Annotated in this window: 26 protein-coding genes and 1 tRNA gene; 11 read left to right on the forward strand and 16 right to left on the reverse strand. The window is 47.1% G+C overall.

The features are described from left to right. Positions 1-27: 27 nt before the first annotated feature. From nlpD to folB, 10 genes are all read right to left on the reverse strand, one after another. The gene (gene nlpD / locus JIG40_RS01045) at positions 28-963 is read right to left on the reverse strand and encodes a murein hydrolase activator NlpD (RefSeq protein ID WP_020429687.1); all 936 of its coding nucleotides are present in this window, start codon (positions 961-963) and stop codon (positions 28-30) included. After that, positions 963-1,589: a protein-L-isoaspartate(D-aspartate) O-methyltransferase gene (locus JIG40_RS01050; protein WP_020429685.1), complete on the reverse strand. Its 627-nt coding sequence runs from the start codon at positions 1,587-1,589 to the stop codon at positions 963-965. Before JIG40_RS01050 ends, nlpD begins: the two co-directional genes overlap by 1 nt. Beyond that, on the reverse strand, positions 1,582-2,349 hold the full coding sequence (gene surE, locus JIG40_RS01055; RefSeq protein WP_199464633.1) for a 5'/3'-nucleotidase SurE: 768 nt from the start codon (positions 2,347-2,349) through the stop codon (positions 1,582-1,584). Before surE ends, JIG40_RS01050 begins: the two co-directional genes overlap by 8 nt. Next, entirely contained in the window at positions 2,342-3,388 is a 1,047-nt protein-coding gene (gene truD / locus JIG40_RS01060) for a tRNA pseudouridine(13) synthase TruD (protein ID WP_158151496.1), read from the reverse strand. The genes surE and truD overlap by 8 nt, the downstream gene beginning before the upstream one ends. Before the next feature lie 31 nt (positions 3,389-3,419). After that, the gene (ispF, locus tag JIG40_RS01065) at positions 3,420-3,896 is read right to left on the reverse strand and encodes a 2-C-methyl-D-erythritol 2,4-cyclodiphosphate synthase (RefSeq protein WP_020330425.1); all 477 of its coding nucleotides are present in this window, start codon (positions 3,894-3,896) and stop codon (positions 3,420-3,422) included. A gap of 2 nt (positions 3,897-3,898) precedes the next feature. Then, on the reverse strand, positions 3,899-4,609 hold the full coding sequence (gene ispD, locus JIG40_RS01070) for a 2-C-methyl-D-erythritol 4-phosphate cytidylyltransferase (protein ID WP_020330424.1): 711 nt from the start codon (positions 4,607-4,609) through the stop codon (positions 3,899-3,901). Then, positions 4,606-4,887 carry a cell division protein FtsB gene (gene ftsB / locus JIG40_RS01075; RefSeq protein WP_020330423.1) on the reverse strand — a complete coding sequence of 94 codons (282 nt, stop codon included), beginning with the start codon at positions 4,885-4,887 and terminating at the stop codon, positions 4,606-4,608. Before ftsB ends, ispD begins: the two co-directional genes overlap by 4 nt. A 129-nt stretch (positions 4,888-5,016) precedes the next feature. Next, positions 5,017-5,820 (reverse strand): undecaprenyl-diphosphate phosphatase, encoded by an 804-nt coding sequence (locus tag JIG40_RS01080; RefSeq protein WP_044365890.1) that lies wholly within the window; start codon positions 5,818-5,820, stop codon positions 5,017-5,019. Between the two features lie 14 nt (positions 5,821-5,834). After that, complete coding sequence (gene folK / locus JIG40_RS01085; protein ID WP_158151497.1) at positions 5,835-6,326, reverse strand: 2-amino-4-hydroxy-6-hydroxymethyldihydropteridine diphosphokinase; 492 nt, start codon at positions 6,324-6,326, stop codon at positions 5,835-5,837. Then, positions 6,323-6,676 (reverse strand): bifunctional dihydroneopterin aldolase/7,8-dihydroneopterin epimerase, encoded by a 354-nt coding sequence (gene folB / locus JIG40_RS01090; RefSeq protein WP_024374195.1) that lies wholly within the window; start codon positions 6,674-6,676, stop codon positions 6,323-6,325. The genes folK and folB overlap by 4 nt, the downstream gene beginning before the upstream one ends. Positions 6,677-6,866: 190 nt before the next feature. Between folB and plsY the strand changes: the two genes are divergently transcribed. After that, positions 6,867-7,472 (forward strand): glycerol-3-phosphate 1-O-acyltransferase PlsY, encoded by a 606-nt coding sequence (gene plsY, locus JIG40_RS01095; protein WP_020330420.1) that lies wholly within the window; start codon positions 6,867-6,869, stop codon positions 7,470-7,472. Positions 7,473-7,522: 50 nt separating this feature from the next. Here the strand turns inward: plsY and JIG40_RS01100 are convergent, their stop codons facing one another. Both JIG40_RS01100 and tsaD read right to left on the reverse strand, forming a co-directional pair. Next, positions 7,523-8,338, reverse strand: coding sequence for an alpha/beta fold hydrolase (locus JIG40_RS01100; protein WP_199464634.1), 816 nt, complete (start codon positions 8,336-8,338; stop codon positions 7,523-7,525). A gap of 142 nt (positions 8,339-8,480) precedes the next feature. Next, positions 8,481-9,500, reverse strand: coding sequence for a tRNA (adenosine(37)-N6)-threonylcarbamoyltransferase complex transferase subunit TsaD (gene tsaD / locus JIG40_RS01105; RefSeq protein WP_020330418.1), 1,020 nt, complete (start codon positions 9,498-9,500; stop codon positions 8,481-8,483). Positions 9,501-9,731: 231 nt separating this feature from the next. On the opposite strand from tsaD, the gene rpsU reads away from it, so the two are divergent. The 5 genes from rpsU (at position 9,732) to JIG40_RS01130 (ending at position 14,475) form a co-directional block, all read left to right on the forward strand. After that, positions 9,732-9,947 (forward strand): 30S ribosomal protein S21, encoded by a 216-nt coding sequence (rpsU, locus tag JIG40_RS01110; RefSeq protein WP_001145625.1) that lies wholly within the window; start codon positions 9,732-9,734, stop codon positions 9,945-9,947. Between the two features lie 28 nt (positions 9,948-9,975). Next, positions 9,976-10,419 (forward strand): GatB/YqeY domain-containing protein, encoded by a 444-nt coding sequence (locus JIG40_RS01115; RefSeq protein WP_020330407.1) that lies wholly within the window; start codon positions 9,976-9,978, stop codon positions 10,417-10,419. A gap of 118 nt (positions 10,420-10,537) precedes the next feature. Further along, positions 10,538-12,283, forward strand: a complete 1,746-nt coding sequence (dnaG, locus tag JIG40_RS01120; protein WP_020330405.1) for a DNA primase — start codon at positions 10,538-10,540, stop codon at positions 12,281-12,283. A 97-nt stretch (positions 12,284-12,380) separates the two neighbouring features. Then, positions 12,381-14,258, forward strand: coding sequence for an RNA polymerase sigma factor RpoD (gene rpoD, locus JIG40_RS01125; protein WP_020330404.1), 1,878 nt, complete (start codon positions 12,381-12,383; stop codon positions 14,256-14,258). 141 nt (positions 14,259-14,399) lie between these two features. After that, positions 14,400-14,475, forward strand: a tRNA-Ile gene (locus JIG40_RS01130). 69 nt (positions 14,476-14,544) lie between these two features. On the opposite strand, the gene JIG40_RS01135 is transcribed toward JIG40_RS01130, so the two are convergent. Next, the gene (locus tag JIG40_RS01135) at positions 14,545-15,081 is read right to left on the reverse strand and encodes an acyloxyacyl hydrolase (protein ID WP_222758107.1); all 537 of its coding nucleotides are present in this window, start codon (positions 15,079-15,081) and stop codon (positions 14,545-14,547) included. Between the two features lie 258 nt (positions 15,082-15,339). Here JIG40_RS01135 and JIG40_RS01140 point away from each other — a divergent pair, with 258 nt between their 5' ends. Next, complete coding sequence (locus JIG40_RS01140; protein ID WP_100268884.1) at positions 15,340-15,912, forward strand: YceI family protein; 573 nt, start codon at positions 15,340-15,342, stop codon at positions 15,910-15,912. 73 nt (positions 15,913-15,985) lie between these two features. Here JIG40_RS01140 and JIG40_RS01145 read toward each other — a convergent pair whose 3' ends face one another. The 3 genes from JIG40_RS01145 to JIG40_RS01155 all read right to left on the reverse strand — a co-directional run bounded on the left by JIG40_RS01145 (position 15,986) and on the right by JIG40_RS01155 (position 19,804). Next, positions 15,986-18,139, reverse strand: a complete 2,154-nt coding sequence (locus JIG40_RS01145) for a polysaccharide biosynthesis tyrosine autokinase (protein WP_158151500.1) — start codon at positions 18,137-18,139, stop codon at positions 15,986-15,988. A 73-nt stretch (positions 18,140-18,212) separates the two neighbouring features. Continuing rightward, a complete protein-coding gene (locus JIG40_RS01150; RefSeq protein ID WP_199464635.1) occupies positions 18,213-18,653 on the reverse strand; it encodes a low molecular weight phosphotyrosine protein phosphatase in 441 nt (146 codons plus the stop codon). 11 nt (positions 18,654-18,664) lie between these two features. After that, a complete protein-coding gene (locus JIG40_RS01155; protein WP_158151502.1) occupies positions 18,665-19,804 on the reverse strand; it encodes a polysaccharide export protein in 1,140 nt (379 codons plus the stop codon). Between the two features lie 567 nt (positions 19,805-20,371). On the opposite strand from JIG40_RS01155, the gene JIG40_RS01160 reads away from it, so the two are divergent. The 4 genes from JIG40_RS01160 (at position 20,372) to JIG40_RS01175 (ending at position 24,495) form a co-directional block, all read left to right on the forward strand. After that, positions 20,372-20,521, forward strand: coding sequence for a hypothetical protein (locus JIG40_RS01160; RefSeq protein WP_158150307.1), 150 nt, complete (start codon positions 20,372-20,374; stop codon positions 20,519-20,521). A gap of 301 nt (positions 20,522-20,822) precedes the next feature. Further along, on the forward strand, positions 20,823-21,500 hold the full coding sequence (locus JIG40_RS01165) for a YjbF family lipoprotein (RefSeq protein ID WP_158124295.1): 678 nt from the start codon (positions 20,823-20,825) through the stop codon (positions 21,498-21,500). Continuing rightward, entirely contained in the window at positions 21,497-22,255 is a 759-nt protein-coding gene (locus JIG40_RS01170) for a capsule biosynthesis GfcC D2 domain-containing protein (RefSeq protein ID WP_158151503.1), read from the forward strand. Before JIG40_RS01165 ends, JIG40_RS01170 begins: the two co-directional genes overlap by 4 nt. Next, the gene (locus tag JIG40_RS01175) at positions 22,252-24,495 is read left to right on the forward strand and encodes a YjbH domain-containing protein (protein WP_199464636.1); all 2,244 of its coding nucleotides are present in this window, start codon (positions 22,252-22,254) and stop codon (positions 24,493-24,495) included. Before JIG40_RS01170 ends, JIG40_RS01175 begins: the two co-directional genes overlap by 4 nt. Positions 24,496-24,505 lie beyond the last annotated feature (10 nt).

Genomic DNA, 24,505 nt, shown 5'->3' on the forward strand with positions numbered 1-24,505 from the left:
TCACTACATGACTCTTAACAAGTATGTTTATGGTAAGTAGCGCTTCGGATTCACTGACTTACCTTGATATCGAATTTCAAAGTGCAAACGAACACTACTGGTTCCTGAACTGCCCATTGTTGCTATTTTCTGGCCAGCCTTAACACTTTGTCCTTCTTTAACCAGCAACCGATCGTTGTGGGCATAAGCACTGAGATAGTGATCGTTGTGCTTAATGATGACAAGATTGCCATAACCTCGTAATGCATTGCCCGAGTACACCACGGTACCTGCTGCGGTTGAAACAATGGATTGACCTCGCTGTCCTGCAATGTCGATACCTTTGTTACCTTGATCCCCAGCAGAAAAATTCTTAACAACTCTGCCTTGAGTAGGCCATAACCACTTCGCGACTTTATCGTTCGTTGGTTTAGGTTTACTTACAGTTTTGTTAACATTTTGTTTACTTGAGTTTCCAACATACTCTTTTGTTTTCGATTGATCAACACCCTTTTCTGGATATTTTTTAACCACTTTTGATGATGTATTAGTAGTTTGTGATGACGCTGCAGGTTTAGAGTTTTTGCTCACGTTTGGCACAGCAACGGGAGGTGCTACAGGTTTTGCTGCTACAGAAACCGCACCAGCCGCAGCAACTGCTGAGCCTGCGCCACTTCCACCATAAGCGGGTGGATTGTATGCAGGTTGCCATAGTTTCAGTTTTTGACCCGGATGGATCGTGTAGGGAGATTTAAGATCATTGTAACGAATCAACTCTTTTACATCTTTATCTGTGATGTAAGCGATAAAGTACAGCGTATCCCCGCGCTTCACTTCGTAGTAGCTGCCACGGTAGCTGCCACGCTCAATTGAGTTGTAGTCCTTTTTCAGCCCCGATACTGGTGCAGGAGAATGCGCCACGCAGCCCAACATCAGGCAGCACAGTCCAATCACAATCCAGTTTCGACGCTGAAAAAAGCTCATTACGCGAGATCACCTGCCACTAACGGTACAAAACGCACCATTTCAACCACTTGGGTGGTAACTTCATCACCTTGACGTACGATTTTCAGCAGTTGTTGATCTTCTTCGCCAACCGGAATCACCAAGCGGCCACCTTCGGCCAACTGATCCAGCAAAGCCTGAGGAACCACAGGCGCAGCTGCAGTCACAATGATGGCATCAAACGGGCCTTTCGCAGGCCACCCCTGCCAGCCGTCACCATGTTTGGTCGAGACATTATAGATATCCAGCTGCTTGAGACGACGCTTGGCCTCCCACTGCAAAGACTTGATGCGCTCAATCGAGAAAACATGATCAACCAACTGAGCGAGCACTGCGGTCTGATACCCTGAGCCAGTGCCGATTTCCAACACCCGACTGCCGCGTTTAAGCTCCAGCATTTGGGTCATTTTGGCCACAATATAAGGTTGAGAGATGGTCTGCCCCTGACCAATCGGCAACGCATTATTGTCGTATGCCTGGTGCATCATGGCTTGGGAAACAAACGCTTCTCGTGGTAACGCATGAATCGCGGCCAGCACACTCTGATCACTGATACCGTGACCTGCGAGCAATTGAATCAATCTGTCCGCTTTCGGGTTAGCCATCGGCACTTTCCTTAAGCCAGTGGTTCATTGCTCCCAGTGATTCGTGCGCCGTCAGATCCACCTGCATTGGCGTAATAGAGACGTAACCGTGCTCAACCGCATGAAAGTCGGTACCTTCGCCCGCGTCTTGTTCTTTACCCGGAGGGCCAAGCCAATAGATATCGTGACCACGAGGATCTTTCTGCTTGGTCATGCTCTCGGCGTGATGGCGCGCACCAAGGCGGGTTACCTGATGGCCTTTGAGTTTATCAAAAGGCAGATCCGGGATATTCACATTGATCAGACGATTGGTCGGAATCGGAGAAGAAAGATGTTGCAACACCAGCTGACGAGCAATTTTACCCGCAGTGGCAAAATGATGTTTTCCGACCAAAGAAAATGCAATGGACTGAACGCCAAGGAAATGACCTTCCATAGCTGCGGCAACGGTGCCCGAATACAGCACGTCATCACCCAGGTTGGCGCCATGGTTGATGCCACTCAGCACCAAATCCGGCAACTCATCTTTAAGCAGCTCATTGAGTGCAAAATGAACACAATCAGTCGGAGTTCCCTGCACAGAGTAGGTATTCGGCTCGATGCGGGTGACACGTAAAGGCTGCTCGAGTGTTAATGAATTCGAAGCGCCTGAACGGTTACGATCCGGCGCAACGATGATGATTTCCGCCAGGTCGGCCAGTGCATACGCCAGAGCACGAATGCCCTCAGCGTAAACACCGTCATCATTGCTCAGCAAAATTTTCAGTTTTTTTTCACTCATATACACGCTCTACAGGAATTTCTTCGATCAACTCACGCACAATCGAGGTTGCAAAACTGCCCGCGTCCAATGCAAATCGTAATGTAATCTGGTCGCCATCCACTTCCCAGCTCAGGTCTTGCGGCATTAACGAGACTGCGCGGCGATCATGGCGCATGCGGTTACCGCAGATGAGCGCCATCAAATCCGGTTCCGCATCTAATTGTGGCTGTTCCAACGCTAACGCCTCCTTTTGAGTCGGCAGCGCATTGTCACCCGCCAGAGCCGCTGAAATCACCGCTTCACCACGTTGCAATTTGGCGTTCCACTCGTTTAACTGGCCCGCTTCTACCAGCATTTGTTCTCTGCCCACCAGCGCCACATCGCCGTCGACAAAACGGTAGAAACAATCAGCCTCAATACGCGCTGACACAATGTGGTTAAAGATCCACGAACGGGCGCTCGACAGATACAGGCTGCGCTGATTCTGATTGCGACTGCGAACATTCTCACGCCCCCAACGGCGTGCCTCAGTGACGTTGTTACCGTCTCGGCCAAAACGCTGGTTACCAAAGTAGTTCGGCACGCCCTGCTGAGCAACAACGGCCAGACGGCGCAGCACATCATCCACGTCAGTCACTTCCGACAGGACGACTTCAAATCGATTGCCGCGCAGATCGCCCGGGCGCAGCTTTTTATTGTGACGCTGCATTGCCAGAACTTCGATGCTTGGGTATTGCGCCAGAAACAGACTCAGGTTCGGGAACTTGCCTTGTGGCATGTGCACGCTCAGCCATTGCTCGGTCACCGCATGGCGATCCTTGAGGCCTGCCCAGCTGACATCTTTCGATTTCACGCCACACGCTTTGGCCAGTTCATTCGCCACAAAACTGGTGTTCTCACCAGTTTTACGGATACGTATCATCACTTGCTCGCCACTACCGCTGAAGTCATACCCCAGATCTTCAACGACTTTAAAATGTTCCGGTTTAGCCTTAATTTTGGCCTTAGCTGTTGGTTTACCACATAAATAAGCCAACGAAGATAAAAGATCTGTCATTTTTTATTCCGATATGTGAAGGCAGTGACAATCATGCCTTCACCAGTAATACGACGGCTTCACATGCGATGCCTTCTTTGCGGCCGGTGAAACCAAGGCGTTCTGTTGTGGTCGCTTTCACATTCACGTTGCCCAGATCCGTTTCAAGATCTTCAGCAATCGCGGCACACATCGCTTCAATATGCGGGGCCATTTTCGGAGCCTGCGCCATGATGGTAACGTCAGCGTTGCCTAAACGATATCCCTGCTCTTTGACACGGCGATAGACGTCTTTCAACAACTCACGGCTGTCTGCCCCTTTCCACTTATCATCAGTATCCGGGAAATGACGACCGATATCGCCTGCGGCAATCGCGCCCAGCAGAGCATCGCTCAATGCATGCAGCGCCACATCACCGTCTGAATGGGCGATCAACCCTTGTTCGTAAGGAACGGCAACACCACCAATGATAACCGGACCTTCTCCACCAAATTTGTGTACATCAAAACCGTGGCCAATTCGAATCATGTTCAGTCCTTGCTGTTGCTTAGATAATTGCGGCTTAAATAGAACTCGGCCAGTGCGAGATCTTCAGGTTGGGTAATTTTAATATTATCGGCGCGCCCTGCCACCAACGCAGGTTTCTGTCCCAGCCATTCAAAAGCAGACGCTTCGTCGGTAATCACCGCCTGGGCAGCGAGCGCTTGCGTCAAAGCCTGCATCAGCGGCTGCGCACGAAACATTTGTGGAGTCAGTGCGTGCCATAGCGCGACGCGATCCACGGTATGGTCGATATTCTGTCCACCGTCGGCGCGTTTCATGGTGTCACGCACTGGCGCGGCCAGAATCGCGCCCACAGTATGGGTTTGCGCTGTGGCGATCAGTTGGCTGATATCGACATGTTCAACGCACGGGCGGGCAGCATCGTGCACCAACACCCACTCACTCAACTGATGCCGGCACACATAATCCAGCGCGGACAGCACCGAATCGGCGCGCTCTTTCCCACCGGAGACCCGAACCACACGCGGATGATTAGCCAGTGTCAGCGAGTCGAAATAAGGATCATTGTCGCTGACGGCCACCACCACTTGTCCGACATTGGGATGACGCAGCAAGACTTCGACGGTGTGTTCAAGCACAGTATGTCCATGCAGGATTAAATATTGCTTGGGGCGATCAGCCTGCATACGACTGCCGACGCCAGCGGCGGGCACAATTGCAGTAATCTTAGCGGTCATGGACGGTCCTCACCGATGATGCGATAGAAAGTTTCCCCCTCTTTAACCATGCCCAGTTCATGTCGGGCACGCTCTTCAATCGCATCCAGCCCCTGACGCAAATCGTCAATCTCCGCAAACATCTCCTGATTACGCAGATGCAGGTTACCGTTTACCTGCTGTTGTACCTGAATTTCGCTCGACACAGCCCGGTAATCGGCAATACCGTTTTTCCCCATCCACAAGTCGTATTGTAGTAAGGCAAACAGCAGAGTCAGTGCCACCGCAAATACTCGCATAACCGTCTCTCTCGTTGATTGAAACTATGCCGCACAATGGCGGCATAAGATGAGATTCATTGTTAAGAAAAGTTCACCACTTATACCACAAGCCCGAACTTCAGGCGAGTCAGCACAAGGGCAACGCGCTTACTGGCTGAGCAGAAACGCGAACAAACCCGCGCCCAGCAGCAGGCGGTAAATCACAAACGGAGTCATCCCCATACGGGAAATCAGCTTCAGGAAGAAGAAAATACAGATATAAGCGCTGACAAATGATGTCGCGATACCCGTCAGTAGAAAACCGGTATGCACAGGCTCACCGCTGGTCACCAGTTTCAGCCCCAGATAGCCACCCGCCAGCATGATGATCGGAATTGACATCAGGAACGAAAAGCGGGCAGCCGCTTCACGGGTAAACCCTAGGTAAAGTGCAGCAGTGATGGTCGCACCGGAACGAGAAGTGCCCGGGATGATCGCCACAGCCTGAGCCAAACCAATAAACAGCGCTTTTTTCCAGCCCGCCTGATACTCATCTTCAAGCAGCGATGCATTCTTATCGACGTACCACAACAGCAAACCAAACACGATTGTAGTAGTCGCAATCACCCATGCGCTGCGCAAGTACACTTCCACAATGTCTTTCATCAGTAGGCCAAATACACAGGCCGGAATCGTCGCCAGCACAATAAGCCATGCCAGTTTGGCTTCTTTGCTGCGATCACCTTTAAAGATTGAGCCGAAAAATGCCCGCAGCAACGACACCACTTCACGGCGGAAATAAATGACGACGGCCGCCAGCGTACCGACGTGAACCGCAACGTCAAACGCGAGTCCCTGATCCGCCCAGCCAAATACAGCTGACGGCAGAATTAAATGCGCAGAGCTGGAAATAGGAAGGAATTCGGTTAAGCCCTGAATTAAAGCCAGAATGAACGATTCAAAATAACTCATTGTTTTCTCGTTGATTAGTTAAGAGTAAACCACAGTTCAACCGGCTTCAGAGCCGTTAATCCCTGGGCTTGTTGCCACACATGTTCAATAGTGTCTTGCGTGCCGGGAACCGTCAGCATCGGACACAGTTCGTGCAGGGGCTGAATCACAAAAGGGTATTGGTAGATATCCGGGCGAGGCAGAACGGGTGCCACGGCCGAAACGGTATCGCCGAACAGAATGATATCCAGATCCAGCGTACGATCCTGGAACTTCTTCGCCTGACTGTCACGCCCCCAGCGCAATTCAATCTCGCGCAGGGTTAGAGCAAAATCAGCCAGACTAAGTTCCGTTTTCATCTCAACCACCAGGTTGTAAAACGCATGGCTGTCAAACCCCACCGATTCACACTCATAAATAGTCGACAAACGTAGATCGCAACCAAGCCGACACAATTCATCAATTGCCGCTTCGATATGCTTGTGACGCTGCAGGTTTGAACCGATTCCCACATACGTGGTGATCATGCCTGACCGCGCTCAATGATCACGCCGACACCTTTTGCCTGAGCGACCGCGCCTGGCTTCGTCAGGCGAATGCGAATCCAAGGCACAGAAAAACGTGTCATGATCAGTTCTGCGACCTCTTCTGCCACTCGTTCAACCAACAGAAAACGACCAGTTTCAATATGTTCAATCACGGCCTGACTCACTTGAGCGTAATCCAGTGCATCTGCAACATCATCACTTTTACCGGCAGGCTGATTATCGTGTGCCATTTCCAGATCCAGCACCAGCTTCTGCTTGATTTCCTGCTCCCAGTCGTAAACACCGATTGTCGTGATCACTTCCAGCTGTTCGATAAAAACTTTATCCATATTTCTATTGCATCCTTTTTACAGGTCGGATACCCAAATTGAGTAAAAAAACGTACTATTTTTGCTAATCGCGATATCATATACCCAAACCACCTCAAGATGCGAAATCCAAACAGAATTTTTACTTTTGAGCTTGGTTTACAAAGACTTGTGAGCCGTCGCTTAGGTAAAACACCACTCTGAGGCAATTATGACTCCACTGGCACTCATTATGATCATTTCCGCTTACCTGCTGGGCTCAGTATCCAGCGCGGTGCTGATCTGCCGTCTGTTGGGGTTGCCGGATCCACGCGCAGTGGGCTCACACAATCCTGGCGCGACGAACGTATTGCGTATCGGCGGCAAGAAAACGGCCGCTGCAGTGCTGTTGTGTGACATGCTCAAGGGCACCATTCCGGTGTGGAGCGCCTATTTTCTTGGTATCGATTCGCTGATGCTGGGTATCATCGCGATTGCGGCCTGCCTTGGCCATATGTACCCGCTGTTTTTCCACTTTAAAGGCGGAAAAGGCGTCGCCACTGCTCTTGGCGCCATCGCACCGATCGGGCTAGACCTCACGCTGATGATCATGCTCACCTGGCTGGTGGTTGCCGTGATCTTTCGTTATTCCTCGCTGGCCGCTCTGGTCACGGTATTATTGGCACCGTTTTATACCTGGATGATCAAACCACAATACACCTTGCCAGTGGCGATGTTGTGCTGCCTGATTGTGCTGCGTCACCATCAAAACATTAAGCGCTTATTTGCTGGCACGGAACCCAAAGTCGGTGAAAAAAAACCGAGCAGCCTCGACTGACTCAATATCATTGGCAATAAAAAAGGCCAAACGGCCTTTTTATGTTTGCGTTATGCGTACACCTTAGCGAAGAAGCGCATCAGCATATCGGTGACAAACTGCGGTTGCTCCAGATTACTGATGTGGCCAGCTTGTGGAATCACCACCAACTCACTGCCGGTAATACTGTCATTCATTAAATAAGATTCGAGCGCCGGGCGCGGCGCATCTTCTGCTCCGACCGCAATCAGTACAGGAAGCGCAAACTTCTCAACCTCTTCCATTAAGTCGCGGCGGCCAAACACCATACGGCCAATTCGCGCAACTTCAACGGCCTGCTCGCCACTCAACGCCGCCAAACGGTTGCGGAATGATTGCACCAGCTGTGGCGAGCTCTCTGCGGCGTTTTGTGCAAAAAACATTGGCGTGACCACATCGACAATCGGCGCTGGGACCGCTTGAAGTTGGCTGATGGTATCCAGCATATGGAAGTATTTCGCATGTGTGACTTCTGGTTCCAATCCGACAAAAGTGTCCATCATCACCAAAGATTTTACTCGTTGCGGCGCAAGGGCAACCAACTCGGCGCCCCACATACCTCCCACCGAGAGTCCCAGTACAGAAAACGTTTCGATCGCCAGATGATCCATCAGTGCCAATATATGCTGCGCGTAGTCAGCCAGATTGCGCATTGCAACTGGAGCAGAATCGGACGCCCCGTGCGCCCACAAATCAGGCACAATACAGCGATAGTGCTGACTGAGCGCTTCCACCTGCGGAGCCCACATTTGGCTATCCCACAAGTAACTGTGACCCAGCACAATGACTTCGCCCTGCCCCACGTCCAGATAATGCATCTGCTGGCCATCAACGTTAAACATGTTCATTCTTATTTTTCCTGTTATCAATTTTGCAGCGACTATAGCATTAAAAACACTACTGTCAGCTCTGAGCAGACACGTCAAAACTGTACTAATCGATTGATTCATAGAAACAAAAACGGCCGCTTCAGCGACCGTTTGACAGTGATTAATCGTTGATTGGCGTCAGTTGATCTATCGGCCAGCGCGGGCGCGCTTCCAGAGTCAAATCCGTCACATCACCGTTTTTCAGACGCTGCATGCCAGCGTAGGCGATCATGGCGCCGTTATCGGTGCAAAATTCAGTACGCGGATAGTAAACTTCACCGCCGACTTTCTTCGCCAGTTTGCCTAAGTCTTCACGCAGCTGTTTATTAGCACTCACACCACCCGCAATCACAATGCGCTTCATGCCCGTCTGTTCCAGAGCACGGCGGCACTTGATAACTAAGGTGTCACACACTGCTTCCTGAAATGCATAGGCGATATCCGCTCGGGTCTGCTCATCATCGCCGTTAGCCGCAATCGTATTGGCAGTAAAGGTTTTCAGGCCAGAGAAACTCATATCCAGCCCTGGGCGATCCGTCATCGGACGCGGGAACTTAAAGCGACCCGGTGTGCCTTTTTCAGCCAAACGCGCCAGCAGCGGACCACCAGGATAATCCAGCCCCATCAGTTTCGCGGTTTTGTCGAACGCTTCACCGGCAGCATCATCAATCGATTCACCCAAAATCTGATATTCACCAATGCCGTTCACTTCCACCATCATTGAGTGTCCACCTGAAACCAATACCGCAACAAACGGGAATGGCGGCGGGTTGTCTTCCAACATTGGCGCCAGCAAGTGACCTTCCATGTGATGCACAGGCACCGCGGGCACATTCCAGGCATAAGCTAGGCTGCGGCCAATCGTTGCACCCACCAACAAAGCGCCAACGAGGCCCGGGCCTGCGGTGTACGCGACGCCATCAATGTCTGCCGGGGTTAAGTTAGCTTCAGCCATCGCCGCTTTGATCAAAGGAATGGTTTTCTTAACGTGATCGCGTGATGCCAGTTCCGGCACTACGCCACCGTAGTCTGCATGAAGTTTGACCTGACTGTAGAGTTTATGCGACAGCAATCCTTTCTCATCGTCGTAAATCGCTACACCCGTTTCGTCACAAGAGGTTTCAATACCAATAATGCGCATAGTTTTCTCAGCACGCTGTCATCTATAATTCGAAATTGGCGCCATGTTACCTCGGCTTGGCTTCACAAACAAATTTTGTACAGACTGTAAGCGACAAAGTGCTTTACAAAGCCGTGGCTATCGGATTAAAATTCCGCACCATTTTTGATCAAGCTGGTTTCGACCAAACTAATTGTTGTTTTGGTCACACAACGCCAGCGTTAACGAATTAACCCCTGAGGTGAAAGGCATATGCCAGTAGTTAAAGTACGTGAAAACGAACCGTTCGACGTTGCACTACGTCGTTTTAAGCGCTCTTGCGAAAAAGCAGGTATCCTTTCTGAAGTGCGTCGTCGTGAGCACTACGAAAAACCAACTACAGTTCGCAAACGCGCTAAAGCAGCAGCTCAAAAGCGTCACGCTAAGAAGCTTGCTCGCGAAAACGCTCGTCGCGTTCGCCTGTACTAATAACTGATTCCTAACTAAGGAATTCGTTATGGCTCTGATTGACACTCTCAAAGATGAGCAAAAATTAGCGATGAAAGCCAAGGACAAAGCGCGCCTTGGCACTATTCGTTTAGCCCTTTCAGCCATTAAGCAACGTGAAGTTGACGAGCAGATTACTCTGAGCGATGACGACATTCTTGCTGTGCTGACCAAAATGGTTAAACAACGTCGCGATTCTGTTACGCAATTTGAAGCAGCAAACCGTCAGGATCTTGCTGACGCGGAAAAAGCAGAAATCACAGTTCTTGAGGAATTTATGCCTCAACCACTGAGCGAAGAAGAAGTGGTCGCACTGATTGACAGTGCAATTGCTGAATCTGAACCAGCGGGCATGCAAGACATGGGTAAAGTGATGGCGCTATTGAAACCGCAGATTCAAGGGCGTGCAGATATGGGTAAAGTTAGCGGCTTAGTTCGCGCTAAACTCGCTTAACCTGACACCCAATTGCATCAAGCCGTGCTATCCTCTGGAACGCACGGCTTGTTTGTATCTGTACTCTGCCTGAACGCGGGTACGTTTCTTTGAATTTCAGTTCTTTCTTTTAGGTTTTATGGCAGGACAAATCCCTCGCAGTTTCATTGATGACCTCCTGGCTCGGCTTGATATTGTCGACATCATCGACGCACGTGTAAAACTTAAAAAAAAGGGTAAAAACTACAGCGCCTGCTGCCCATTCCACAACGAGAAAACCCCCTCCTTCAGCGTCAGCCAGGAAAAACAGTTTTATCACTGTTTCGGGTGTGGTGTGCACGGTAATGCCATCGACTTTATGATGGAATATGAGCGTCTGGAGTTCCCTGAAGCCATTGAAGAGCTGGCCTCTTTTCTCGGACTTGAAGTACCTCGGGAAGAGCGCAGTAACGGGTCGTTTAACAAAAATGCCCCTCGAGCCAACAGCGAAGAAAAACGCAACCTGTATGATTTGATGGGCAGCATCGCTCAGTTTTATCGTCAGCAACTCAAAGTCGCATCCAACCGTCACGCGATTGAATACCTGAAAAACCGCGGTTTATCTGGCGAAATCGTCCAGAAATTCGGTATTGGTTTTGTAGCAGACGAATGGGATTTGGTTCGTAAGAACTTTGGTCAAAGCCGCCACAATCAGGACATGCTGGTATCAGGTGGTATGTTGATCGAGAACGACAATGGCAACCGCTACGACCGTTTTCGCGGTCGAGTAATGTTCCCGATTCGTGATCGTCGTGGCCGCGTGATCGGCTTTGGTGGCCGCGTGCTCGGCGATGGCACACCGAAATATCTCAACTCGCCAGAAACGCCCATCTTCCATAAAGGTAAGGAACTGTATGGCCTTTACGAAGTACTGCAGGCCTATCGTGAACCACCACAGATTCTGGTGGTCGAAGGCTATATGGATGTGGTGGCGCTGGCGCAATATGGTATCGACTACTCTGTCGCCTCACTGGGTACGTCAACCACCGGCGATCACTTACAGCTGCTATTTCGTCAAACCAATACTGTGGTTTGCTGTTACGACGGTGACCGTGCAGGCCGTGAAGCCGCGTGGCGTGCACTGGAAAATGCACTGGGCTACTTAAAAAGTGGCAACATTCTGAAGTTTTTGTTCTTACCTGATGGAGAGGATCCGGACAGCTACGTACGCAAGTTTGGTAAAGATGCCTTTGAAGAACAGATGAACCAGGCAGAACCTCTGTCGAAATATCTGTTTTCTAATCTGTTGTCACAAGTCAATGTCGGCAACAATGAGGGTAAAGCGGCGCTTGAAGCCATGGCTCTGCCACTGATCAATAAGATCCCAGATGAATCTTTACAGGATCAGTTGCTGAAAATACTTGAGCAGAAAACCGGTATTTATAAAAAGCCGAATTTACCGAGTGAAGCCAATAGTCGACCGCAACCGCACAAAGAAATTAAACGCACGCCGATGCGGGAAGTTATCGCTTTGCTTCTGCAAAATCCGAGCTATGCTGATATGGTACCTGACCTTTCCAGCGTTAGAGGTCTGGCTATTCCGGGGCTGAGTTTGTTGGTAGAAGTCCTTGAAAATTGCCGACAATACCCCCATATCTCAACGGGCCAATTACTTGAACATTGGCGCAACAGTAAAAATGAGGCACTTCTGTCTCGTCTGGCAAGCTGGGAAATCCCCCTTGTCGAAGACAACCAAGAAGAACTATTTTTAGACTCATTGGACAAAATTCTTGCCCAGTGCGTAGAGAAACAAATTGAAAACTTGCAGGCTAAAGAGAGAAGCGTCGGTTTATCAGCCGAGGAAAAGCGGGAGCTAGTAGCGTTAATGCTAGAATTAAAAGCGTAACCCAGTTTAAATAGTCAGCAACGAATAAATTTGTTAATATACGTGGTTTGCATTTCGCATACTATTCCTTCACCAGATACGAAGTTGGATACCGTCTATGGATCAAAATCCGCAGTCACAGCTTAAACTACTTGTCATTAAAGGCAAGGAACAAGGCTATCTGACCTACGCCGAAGTAAATGACCACCTACCTGCTGAGATCGTCGATTCTGAACAGGTAGAAGATATTATTCAGATGATCAACGACATGGGTATCAAAGTAGTAGAAACTGCTCCTGATGCCGATGACCTCGCCCTTAGCGACGACAACACGATCACTGATGAAGATGCAGCAGAAGCCGCTGCAGCTGCGCTGTCAAGTGTAGAAAGCGAGATTGGTCGAACGACCGATCCAGTCCGCATGTACATGCGTGAAATGGGTACAGTAGAACTACTGACTCGTGAAGGTGAAATCGATATTGCTAAGCGTATTGAAGAAGGTATCAACCAAGTTCAAAGCGCCGTAGCTGAATACCCGGGCACCATCCCTTACATTCTTGAACAGTTTGACAAAGTTCAGGCCGAAGAACTGCGCCTGACCGATCTGATTTCTGGTTTTGTCGATCCAAACGAAGAAGAGACCACCGCACCAACAGCAACCCACATCGGTTCTGAGCTAAGTGGTGCAGATCTCGACGACGAAGATGAAGAAGACATCGACGACGAAGATGAAGACGAAGATGAAGACGGTGATGACGACAGCAGCGACAGCGATGAAGAAGTCGGTATCGACCCTGAGCTGGCACTGGAAAAATTCACCGAGCTGCGTAACAAGTTCCAAAACCTGCAACTCGCGATCAACGAGCACGGTAACGAAAGCTCAAAAGCGCAGCAGGCAACGGATCTGGTACTGGATGTCTTCCGTGAATTCCGTCTGACACCAAAACAGTTCGATCATTTGGTTGATACCCTTCGCACGTCAATGGATCGCGTTCGTACTCAAGAACGTCTGATCATGAAAGCCGTGGTCGAAGTGGCAAAAATGCCGAAGAAATCGTTCATCGCTATCTTCACGGGTAACGAATCAAGCGAAGCATGGTTGGATCAGGTTCTGGCATCAGATAAGCCGTACGTGGAAAAAGTTCGCCAGTACGAAGATGATATTCGCCGTTCTATCCAGAAACTGAAGATCATCGAACAAGAGACCTCTCTGACTGTTGATCGTATCAAAGACATCAGCCGTCGCATGTCTATCGGTGAAGCGAAAGCTCGCCGTGCGAAGAAAGAGATGGTTGAAGCGAACTTGCGTCTGGTTATTTCTATCGCGAAGAAATACACCAACCGTGGCCTACAATTCCTGGATCTGATTCAGGAAGGTAACATCGGCCTGATGAAAGCGGTTGATAAGTTTGAATATCGTCGTGGCTACAAGTTCTCGACGTACGCAACTTGGTGGATTCGTCAGGCGATCACTCGCTCAATCGCAGACCAGGCACGTACTATCCGTATTCCGGTTCACATGATCGAAACGATCAACAAACTGAACCGCATCTCTCGTCAGATGCTACAGGAAATGGGTCGTGAGCCACTGCCGGAAGAGTTGGCTGAACGCATGCAAATGCCGGAAGACAAGATCCGCAAAGTACTGAAAATTGCCAAAGAGCCTATCTCAATGGAGACACCAATCGGTGACGACGAAGATTCGCATCTGGGTGATTTCATCGAGGATACCACTCTGGAACTACCACTGGATTCTGCAACAGCGACAAGCCTGAAAGCAGCAACTCGTGATGTTCTGGCTGGTCTGACGCCTCGCGAAGCGAAAGTACTGCGTATGCGCTTTGGTATCGACATGAATACCGACCACACGCTCGAAGAAGTGGGTAAACAGTTCGACGTAACTCGTGAACGTATCCGTCAGATCGAAGCAAAAGCACTGCGCAAACTGCGTCATCCAAGCCGCTCAGAGACTCTGCGCAGCTTCCTCGACGAGTAAGCAATCATTGCAAAGACAAAGGTGAGCCACGGCTCACCTTTTTTATTATTCGGGATGCTAAGTGAATAAAAACTAAGCGCTATTACCCTACTTTGCGGCTAGACACTCCAAAGCCCATCCCCTATAATCGTTCCCCTAATCGGCCCCTTAGCTCAGTGGTTAGAGCAGTCGACTCATAATCGATTGGTCCCCAGTTCAAATCTGGGAGGGGCCACCAAATTGCAAAAGCCTGATGAGGAAACCCATCAGGCTTTTTTGCATTTGGAAATTGAGGAGAAAATTGCCACTACCAAAAATAGCGGAATTTGAGCAGCACCGAATTCATGCCTGCATTTTGTGAATATATGCCGCCATTAGAATAATGCAGGTAAGTTAGCATCAACGTACCGAAGTCATAGTGCAAACCAAACGCGATCCGATCCTCGAACTGGAATTTACCACCCATATCTCGATCGTTGAATACATATTCGCTAATGTAGCTTCCCCCGATACCGCATTCTAGATTGGGTTTGGCTCCGAACAATCGCGTAGAAAATTGGTACGTAAACACCGGGGAGATCGCAACAATGCGCAGGTCATCTTTTCCAGGTAATGACCAATTGTTCAAAGACAAATCTAGATAGGCTGAAAGGCTTCCAGAGTCACTCTCCCACCATTGTTTATCAAAATTGTGCTGAATACCGATATGCGCGAGAAACTCGTGATCAAATGAAGTTCCAGCGCCAACACTCACACTGTCGAACCAAGATTGGCAATAAACGGCAGACGAAAAGCAAAACGATACACCCACAATCAATGACCTACATAAACAGACATTCATCATGTATATCTTCATTATTACTGATAGATATAATTTTAGTTCGCAATACCTATTTTGGTAGCTAAACGCTTTTCTTCTATCCACTAAAACTGGCTGTAATCCGGATAACATAATCTTTAATAACGAAAGCAGATGTTTGAACCCATGCCACGAAACAGACACTGAGTGATCAAAGACAGCACAATGCCCCGAGTCCAACTACTCTGTTCCACGTTCAGAGACTACGCTTAGAGCTACTATCTGTGATGAAAAGGTTCCACCATGAGAAATGTAACGGCTTTACTCGCTATGGCGCTCAGCGCATTCACGGCTCACAGTGCTTTTGCCAGCGACTATGTCTTGGACTCCAGCTTATCGTCGATCAGTTTTGCCACGATTAAGAAGCAGTTTGTGGTCGAACCTGCCAGCATCAACACCCTTTCCGGGCAACTGAAAGAGAATGGTCAATTTCAAATCAGTGTCGATTTAAAGGGCATCAGCACTGGCGTGCCTATTCGCGATACTCGCCTCAACGAGATCTTCTTTGACAGCATGACCTACCCAACGGTGTCGATCACCGGTAGCGTCGATGCTGGTTTGTTAAGCGGCGAAGCCAAACAAGTCGCCTTGCCCGTCAAGGTGACCATGCACGGCCAAACTCAAAGCGTAACTTTTCCGGTTGTAGTGATGCCAGCCGGCGATCACATCATGGTCAGCTCATACGCCCCCGTAGTGATCGGGGGCAGTGATTTTGGTATTCCTGCTGGCAATTTAAATGCGTTGTCAACCACGGTGGGCGACATCAGCATTTCGGATCGTGTGCCAGTGACACTGACACTGATGTTTCGTAAGTGACTAAGTATTTAGGAATAAAAATGCCCGCAATATGCGGGCATTGAAAACAGCAAAATCAAAGATAGGTGTAACATTATTCCTGATATGAATAACTGTAATAACCATATCCGTAGTTAGACGCTTTTTTCTCTGTTGCATTCAAAATAACGCCTTTTACTTCGATGCCCGCTTGTTCGAAGCGGTTTCGAGCAACATCAATCTCTTTCACTGTGTTCATACCAAAGCGAGCAACCATAAGAGTTGTCCCAGCTAATGCACCAACAATGCTTGGATCCGTAACAGCTAAAACTGGAGGTGTATCAATAATAACCAAATCATAGTGCCCACTCGCCCACTCCACTAATTCATTGAATCGAGGATGCATAAGAAGCTCAGAAGGATTAGGGGGAACCTGACCACGTGTGATGATGTCCAAATTTTCAATACGGGTCTCTTTAACCGCCGTTGCAAGAGGAATCTTGCCCCCCAGATAATCTGATAAGCCATTTTCCCAATCCATTCCGAAAGGTTGCTGCAAATATCCCTTGCGCATATCTGCGTCAATCAATAGCACTCTTTGACCTGTCTTAGCTGCAACGACTGAAAAGTTCGTCGATACAAAAGATTTACCTATACCTGGTGCAGGCCCAGAAATCATGAGGACATTATTCTTTGCTTCCATCATCGCAAAATGCAAGCTGGTACGTAATCCGCGCAATGCCTCAACTGATAAGTCTGCAGGATTGGATTCAGCTAATAATGTAAGATCCCTATTTTGTTTACGATGGCGTTTGAGCTTGTTGAAGAGTTCTAGTTGAAGACTTGACTTGGGGATACTGGCATAAACTGACAGGCCTATCTGCTCAATGTCATCAGGATTCTCAACTCCACGGTGTAGTGCTGCTTTAACTAAAACAAAAGCTAAACTTAGCATCCCTCCCAATAATGTTGAAAGCAGAACAATCATAGTTTTTTGGGGCTTAACTGGGGTTGCAAACGTCTGTGCATTGTCTAAAATGCGAACGTTGCCAACTGTACCTGCTTTTACGATTGAAAGCTCCTGAACTTTGTTTAATAGCTGAACGTAGATTTGTTGATTCACCTCGACATCACGCGTCATTCGCAGCACTTCCCTCTGCGTTTTAGGCATCTTTTGAATCTGTTGATTTAAGCGTTCTTTTTCTTTTAGAAGCGTAGTACGCTTGTCTAACAGAGATCGATATGCGGGATGATCCTTGGTAAAGCGCTGACTGATTTCACTTTCTTTAAATGTCAGTTCATTAAGCTGTGCTTCAAGCTCCACCATAACCTTCAATGTTGATTGGGCCTCTAGTCCCAAATCGATTGAGTCATTTTTTTGACGAAACGTGTTAAGAACGTCTTCGGCGGTAGTCAAGCTGTCTTTTACATCCGGTAAGTGACTTTTCAGGAAGCTCAAACTCTTCTCTGCTTCTGCTGAGTTACGAGCGACATTCTGTAAAAAGTAATTCTGTGCTATATCATTAAGCACATCTGAAATCAGTGCTCGATTCTCACCAGTAAAACTCAGTCCTAATATACCTGTTTGCTTTCCTCGCTCACTGACAGACAAGTTTTGCTTTAACCACTCAATCGCCTCCAATTGACTACGCTTCGCGATAGAAAATTCAAAGCCATCATTCGCATAAAAAGAAGAAACGAATACTTCATAACCATCTTTTTTTGCTAATGCACCAGCTTGACCTTTCAATACTACACGGTCATCTCGAAGCAACTGATAAGTTTGCTGATCATTATCAAGAACAACAATGGTATGGGTTGACTCTTGGGCAAACTCAGGAATGGCAAAGCGCTTCACACTTATTGCACTTAAATCACCACGAATACGTGCCAATCCCTTGCCAAAAAATGGAAAATACGACGGTTCAACGACTGTTGTTAAATTAAATTTATCAACTGTATCCCCTAAAATCATACGAGATTTAATGATTTCTATTTCGGTTGTAGCAGAAGACTCCGAAGAAAATAGCTCTCCCATATCTCCAACCAAAGAGCCAATACCACCTGAGCTTTTTTGTTCTATCTGGATCAATGAATCAGCTTTGTAGATCGGTGTAGAGAGAAGAGCGAATGCCACACCCACGAGAGAAAATAACAAAGTAGTTAAAAGAATGATCCATTTGGAATCAAAAATAATACCGAAGAGTTTTCCTAACTCGATTTCATCAGAACTATTTTCAGCCGCTGTTCTCGATAGTTTTGTTGTCATAGTATTGTTGTGTCCTGGGTCGTTCCGGGAAAGAGTGAAATTAATTGTGTGGTCCAGCAAGCAGTTTTCATATTTATAGCTTTTTCACCCAAGCTTTAGCGGACTGTTCAATCAATTCATAAGCATATTCAAACGCTTCTCTGCTTTGTCGAAAAGGATCAGGGATATCTTTCTGTCCTATCCATTGTCCAAATAGCATAGTTTTGCCACGAGCCTCTGGCGCAATCTCTGTCAGCGCTTCTATATGCTTTTTTTCCATAACCAGAATCAAATCGTATTGCGCACAAAGTGAACTCGTCAGCTGTTGCGCGCTGTGGTCACTCAGGTCCAAATTATGTTTTTCCGCAACTTTTAAAGCCAATTCATCAGCTGGCCTTCCTGTCAGACGGCTTTTGTCTGTACCCAAGCCAGCTGAAGCAATATGCTTGTGTGGGAGCAACCTGTTCAACAAGCGCTCCCCTGTAGGAGAGCGACAAATATTACCAACACAAACAACTAAGATATTGTTAAACAAAATTCCCCTCCTTACGGCCAGTTACGGATCCGCAACACTCCCTCGGTGAGGTCATTAAACCCAGAGATAGTCGGGACCAATTGACTAACCACACGATTCCAACGTGTGAGTGGAGCAGCCGTAACATATACAATGTCATAAGGCTGAATTTCAAATTCCGTACCAATCACTAACGCAGAAGCGTCTTTGATATTCAGTTGATAAATATCTGCCAAGCGCTCCGATTTATCATTAGAAGTGCGAATCACGAACACGCCCGTAGCATCAGCCGATAGTTGGTTAATCCCGCCCACACCACTAAGCGCTTCAGTGAGACTCATTCCAGAGCGATCAATCTTCAGCATTTTGGGCTCATTCACTTCCCCCATAACAAACACTTTCTGACTATCATTTCGAGGAACGTGAATAATATCGCCAGCTTGTAACAATTTATTTTGAGTCAAATCACCATGTTGCATCAATGCATACAACGAAATATGCAGCTCTTCGCCGTTACGTGTTAATGTAACATTACGCCAATCAGCATCGTCGGCTAAACCGCCAGCATTGTTAATTGCATCGAGGATGGTCAAAGGGATATTGGTTATAGCTTGTTTACCCGGAGTTGAAATTTCACCAGTAACGTATGCCTTCTGAGATCGAAAAGCCGCAACACTTACGTCCACCTGTGGGCTTTCAATATACTTGGATAAACGTTCTGAAATTATCGCGCGAATCTCACGCACTGTTTTTCCAGCGACATCAACCGTGCCAATGTAAGGATAGAAAATTGTACCATCGGAATGAACCCAGTTACCCGCTTCAGAGGCACTCCGATAGGATCCCGCAGGAATAGTCAGTTCAGGATGATCCCAAATCGTAACATTTAGTATGTCACCAACCCCTACTTGATACTCGTAGGTCTCAATTTGTTTATCAAGCTCAGCATTTGCGCGAGAGCGAACATCTTTAGCAGAGTTATAGCGACTAACACTGTGCGCATCTAGGGGATAAATGTTGACTTGCTCAGTCGTATTATCGTTTTGATCATTCGAATCAGCTTGAATGATGTTTTTATTATCAACGGAAAGATGCGAACCTGGTACAACAGTGCAACCAGCCAGAATCGTCGGTAACAATACCGAGAGAACGAGATATTTTTTCACTTCCATTTAAGCCAATTTTTTCATGAGTACTTTACAGTTACTCTTATCATCTCCGGTAAACATTCAACTGTACAAAAGTAAGAGCACAGCTCTACATAAAGTTTGAAAGTTTTAGAACAGCTATTGTTACCAGAACTATACCTAGCCCTTTACAGGCTCCCTATACGTTGTTGTTCGTGGATTTCAAAGAAAATTTAGCAATAATAAAGACACATAACACTAGACTTAAATGTTCACTCTCATCTAATTTCGCCTAAATTTATCCTTAAGACTCACCCTTACCAACATATTGACAAAATTATCATGACGGTTACTTATACCATCTTTATTCTTAGGTCGATTATTATGCATATTGCAGCCAAGATGACAATTTATTGTCTCAAATATCTTTTAGAAACCGCTGTCCTGTTTAAGCAAGTTTGAATCTAAACTTATCGAACACATATGTTCGTTTACTTTCCAAACGATTTATATCTACAATTGGCTTCGAAGTGAAATACACACTTCAAACATCGATGTTTAAATTTGTATATTAAGGACTCTCTATGAAAAAAATCGCATTAGCATTGTTCGTTGCATTGGGTGTTTCAACATCGGCTTTCGCAGCTGTTGAAGAAAGCTCTGCTGCTGCAGCGTCTGGTGGCTCAGCTGGCGGTGCAGCAGCCGGGACTGCTGCTGTCGGAGGCGTTACTGCTGCTGGCGTTGCTGTGGGCACCGCATTAGTAGTGACAACCGCTGTTGCCGTTTCTCAAAACAACAGCACTGATGGTACAACAGGTACAACAGGTACGAACTAGTTTGCTACCTAAAGTAAAATCACACGCTATAAGACCAACTGCGGTTGGTCTTTTCCTTCAAACTTTACACTAATTTGAACTTATCGAATTAAAAACAAAAATATCAATAAACAAACCAGAACAAATAATAATCAATTCGATGTTCTTAAGATTGAAAATAACAAAAAAATAACAAAATCCCTTCTGGAATTAATTAACACAAAACACAATAAGGAATAGCATTAGCCATGAACGACATGTCAGGATGGCGTAATTTATTAAAAGTAGGCAACGCCACGGTTTTGCTCTTACTAGTTGGTTGCTCTTCGCAAATATCGAGTGTCAATGACACATTAAAAGAAGCATTTTGGGGTATTGATGATGTCACTCTTTCTGCTGAGCAAGTCAATGAATTACCCTATGCAAGCACTTATGTGCGACTGAATAATGGACCACGTGTGTTTATGGTATTAGCCTTTGCCGAAAAAAACCCGGTGACTGGAAATACTCAATTAAAATGGGTCTCTAACGATCATGCAATGATTGTGACCGAGCAAGGCAGAATTGTAAAAACGCTCAACCTTCCAGAACAGAACTTGGCTGCTATTAACGGAGAAATGCCTGAATGGACTTATCCAGGTCGATGGCAAGCAACTTATGACTGGCAAACCAGAAACCAATACGGATATTCCGCCGATGTCTCAACAATCAAGTTAAATAGTGATTTTACTCAGCCCGAACTATGGCAGGAAGCCTTGGAACATTGGCAAGAAACCATTTCCTTTTCGGATCTTTCATCGAGTATTCAAAATCACTATTGGGTCAACCAGCAAGGCGTGGTGCTCAAGAGCATCCAACACATTGGGCCGAATATGGCCCAGATAGAAATGGACATTCTCAAACCTTATCTGGAAACTCGACAATGAACCGCTTGAAACCACTATCGCTTTTCATGACTGTTTTAATTTTAGGCAGTTCCGGTATTTCAGCTCATGAGTCAACACATGTTGTATTGCACAATCACCAACTTGTGCTGCAGTACAATCAGGCAGTTCGCCTCGATCGAGTGTTAGCAGATGCGCTGATTCAAGACATGAAATCTATAGAACCACACGCTTATCATGAAGGGAGCAAACTTTTTTCTCTTAATCAGAAAAAACAAGCCGCTCAGTTCTACTTAAATGTACAAGAACAATTAAGCAACTTACTGAATGACAATGACTATCGTGTCACTGCCAAGCAGTTGTTGACTCAACTCAATCAGTTTCAATTTGGTTTTAGGTTGAAAACCAATCTGGACGTCGACGCCGTTCGCCTCAAAACTGAGCTTAATCCATTGCTTCCAGGCAACTATCAGCTTGAGTTGGCTCATAGACCCAATTCAATAACGCTATTCGGCCTCTCTGAAGAACAAAGCACTGCATTTCAGTCAAGTTTTACTGTTGCCGATTACATTGAACGTTCTCGCGCCAGACACAAAAGCTATTCGAGCTACGCTTGGGTTATCTCTCCAAACGGCGACATTTCACGTGTCGGCTATGCCTACTGGAACAATGAGTCAACAAAACTTCAACCAGGCAGTTCGATTTTGGTCGGGTTTAATACTACAGACCATCAATTGATTCAACTCGAAAAAGACATTGCCACCCTTATTAGTATGATCGAAGGTCCTTATTTATGACAAACCTTGAACGCTCAATCACGCCTTTTACTTATGCCATGAGCGCGGTTTGTCTTGGCATGCTTTCCAGCCAAGTTTTCGCCTCATCTTTGACACCACTGTCATTACAACCTTCTCAATCAGATTTTGGTGGTGTTGGGTTGATGCAAACACCAACGGGTAGAATGGCCGACGAAGGTGAATTCAACTTTGGAATCAACGTCAATGATGATTACCAACATTTCTATACCTCTATACAGTTATTTCCTTGGTTGGAATCTACGATTCGCTATACGCGGGTACCTGATATGCTGTACAACCCAAATCCGTCCTACAGCGGAGATAACTTGTATACGGACAAGGGGATAGACGTCAAATTACGCCTTTTGGAAGAAAGTTACTGGTTGCCAGAAACCTCTATCGGAATTAGAGATATTGGTGGTACTGGGTTATTTGACGGCGAATTTATTGCTGCGACAAAGCGTTTCGGCAACTTAGATATGACCCTTGGGATGGGATGGGGATATTTGGGTCAGAGTGGTAACATCGGTAATCCATTCTGTCACACTAGCAATTCGTTTTGTGATCGCAGCGCGGAAGTAAAGCAAAGTGGTGGTTCTATTGATGCAGGCCGTTGGTTCCACGGTCCAGCAGCACTATTCGGAGGGGCTGAATATCAGACGGCATACGCTCCACTTCGTCTAAAAATCGAATACGATGCAAATGATTATTCTCAAGATTTCCCTTATGTGCAGGGAGGCAAGCCAATGCCTCAGCATACTCCTTGGAACTTTGGTGTTCTTTACAGGCTTGGGGATTGGGGCGATGCAAAGCTGAGTTATCAACGAGGCGATACTTTAACGCTAGGACTGAATCTCTACACTAACTTCAATCAGTTACAATCCAGTTGGAGAGATGAGCAAAAAGAGTCGGTCGGCGCAGCGCCGAACAGTACCCCCGACTGGAATGAAGTGAGCGCGAAACTCGCAACCAATGCGGGTTATGTGAACAATACCATCAGCCAAAATGACGAGACTTTGGTTGTGACAGGTCAACAAGTCAAATATCGCGATCGTGAAGAAGCTCAAGATCGATTGGCCGCGATTCTGGCTAATAATGCTCCAAGCACGATTCGAACCTATCGGATCGTAGAGCAGCGGAATGGCGTTGCACTTACTGAAACGGATATTTCAGCAACTGGCTATAAAAAAATTGCTCGCAACGAATACATCGGCGCTCAAATGGCGGATGCCACCAGAAGTTCAGAGCCTAGGAAAGGATCATCCGGTACGATACTGGCTGAGAACCACAACCGATGGAACGCAGGTATAGCTCCTGTTTTACAGCAGTCTTTTGGTGGGCCAGAGTCCTTTTATCTTTACCAAATAGGCTTCAATACTAATGCCAACCTGTGGCTTACCAACAATATTGAGGCCAGTGGTTCCATTTACTTCAACTTGGTCGATAACTATGACCAATTTAACTATGTTGAGAACAACCCTCACATTTCCAACTTTGCCGTACCACGCGTGCGTACCATGTTCCGAGCCTACGTTCACGATAACCCAGTGCGACTGAACAATCTTCAGCTGACCTGGTTTGAACAACCGTTCCAACAAATCTATACACAAGCCTACGCCGGTTATTTAGAAACCATGTTTGCTGGTGTCGGGGGGGAAGTTCTGTATCGCCCAATGAACAGCAACTGGGCTGTTGGTGTCGATGCTAACCTGATTTCACAACGTGATCCTGATTCCTGGTTCGGTACATTCAGCGATTCTTACGTTTACTATGATGGTTATAACGCCAACAACTGTGCAGCAGGTGACGTCAGTTGTCAGGCCTATGTTCTTGATAAAGGAACAACTGGGCAAATCACCACATATTACACACCGCAATGGCATTGGGTTGATGACACCTTATTCAAAGTCAGTGTTGGAAAATTCCTTGGGGGAGACAAAGGGGTGCGGGTAGATTTTTCCAAGCAATTCAAATCCGGTGTGATTGTCGGTGCATTTGCCACTGTGACTGACCTGACTACCGAAGAATACGGTGAAGGCAGCTACAACAAAGGTTTCTATGTTTCCGTGCCATTCGACGTTATGACGATAAAACCATCAACAAACAGAGCCAACATAGCATGGCAACCTATTACCCGCGATGGTGGCCAGACGCTGAGTCGGAAATATCATCTCTATGATATCACCGATGCTCGTAGCCCTTGGTTTGAGCGCAAAAACCAAGTTTCTTCCAGTCAGTAATCATTAATTC

The sequence above is a fragment of the Vibrio sp. bablab_jr001 genome (assembly GCF_016464285.1).
Taxonomy (GTDB): Bacteria; Pseudomonadota; Gammaproteobacteria; order Enterobacterales; family Vibrionaceae; genus Vibrio; species Vibrio fluvialis.

Bases quoted from the DNA above. Each gene is read 5' to 3' on its own strand.
- nlpD (WP_020429687.1), bottom strand. From the start codon at position 963: ATGAGCTTTTTTCAGCGTCGAAACTGGATTGTGATTGGACTGTGCTGC.
- JIG40_RS01050 (WP_020429685.1), bottom strand. From the start codon at position 1,589: ATGGCTAACCCGAAAGCGGACAGATTGATTCAATTGCTCGCAGGTCAC.
- surE (WP_199464633.1), bottom strand. From the start codon at position 2,349: ATGAGTGAAAAAAAACTGAAAATTTTGCTGAGCAATGATGACGGTGTT.
- truD (WP_158151496.1), bottom strand. From the start codon at position 3,388: ATGACAGATCTTTTATCTTCGTTGGCTTATTTATGTGGTAAACCAACA.
- ispF (WP_020330425.1), bottom strand. From the start codon at position 3,896: ATGATTCGAATTGGCCACGGTTTTGATGTACACAAATTTGGTGGAGAA.
- ispD (WP_020330424.1), bottom strand. From the start codon at position 4,609: ATGACCGCTAAGATTACTGCAATTGTGCCCGCCGCTGGCGTCGGCAGT.
- ftsB (WP_020330423.1), bottom strand. From the start codon at position 4,887: ATGCGAGTATTTGCGGTGGCACTGACTCTGCTGTTTGCCTTACTACAA.
- JIG40_RS01080 (WP_044365890.1), bottom strand. From the start codon at position 5,820: ATGAGTTATTTTGAATCGTTCATTCTGGCTTTAATTCAGGGCTTAACC.
- folK (WP_158151497.1), bottom strand. From the start codon at position 6,326: ATGATCACCACGTATGTGGGAATCGGTTCAAACCTGCAGCGTCACAAG.
- folB (WP_024374195.1), bottom strand. From the start codon at position 6,676: ATGGATAAAGTTTTTATCGAACAGCTGGAAGTGATCACGACAATCGGT.
- plsY (WP_020330420.1), top strand. From the start codon at position 6,867: ATGACTCCACTGGCACTCATTATGATCATTTCCGCTTACCTGCTGGGC.
- JIG40_RS01100 (WP_199464634.1), bottom strand. From the start codon at position 8,338: ATGAACATGTTTAACGTTGATGGCCAGCAGATGCATTATCTGGACGTG.
- tsaD (WP_020330418.1), bottom strand. From the start codon at position 9,500: ATGCGCATTATTGGTATTGAAACCTCTTGTGACGAAACGGGTGTAGCG.
- rpsU (WP_001145625.1), top strand. From the start codon at position 9,732: ATGCCAGTAGTTAAAGTACGTGAAAACGAACCGTTCGACGTTGCACTA.
- JIG40_RS01115 (WP_020330407.1), top strand. From the start codon at position 9,976: ATGGCTCTGATTGACACTCTCAAAGATGAGCAAAAATTAGCGATGAAA.
- dnaG (WP_020330405.1), top strand. From the start codon at position 10,538: ATGGCAGGACAAATCCCTCGCAGTTTCATTGATGACCTCCTGGCTCGG.
- rpoD (WP_020330404.1), top strand. From the start codon at position 12,381: ATGGATCAAAATCCGCAGTCACAGCTTAAACTACTTGTCATTAAAGGC.
- JIG40_RS01135 (WP_222758107.1), bottom strand. From the start codon at position 15,081: ATGATGAATGTCTGTTTATGTAGGTCATTGATTGTGGGTGTATCGTTT.
- JIG40_RS01140 (WP_100268884.1), top strand. From the start codon at position 15,340: ATGAGAAATGTAACGGCTTTACTCGCTATGGCGCTCAGCGCATTCACG.
- JIG40_RS01145 (WP_158151500.1), bottom strand. From the start codon at position 18,139: ATGACAACAAAACTATCGAGAACAGCGGCTGAAAATAGTTCTGATGAA.
- JIG40_RS01155 (WP_158151502.1), bottom strand. From the start codon at position 19,804: ATGGAAGTGAAAAAATATCTCGTTCTCTCGGTATTGTTACCGACGATT.
- JIG40_RS01165 (WP_158124295.1), top strand. From the start codon at position 20,823: ATGAACGACATGTCAGGATGGCGTAATTTATTAAAAGTAGGCAACGCC.
- JIG40_RS01170 (WP_158151503.1), top strand. From the start codon at position 21,497: ATGAACCGCTTGAAACCACTATCGCTTTTCATGACTGTTTTAATTTTA.
- JIG40_RS01175 (WP_199464636.1), top strand. From the start codon at position 22,252: ATGACAAACCTTGAACGCTCAATCACGCCTTTTACTTATGCCATGAGC.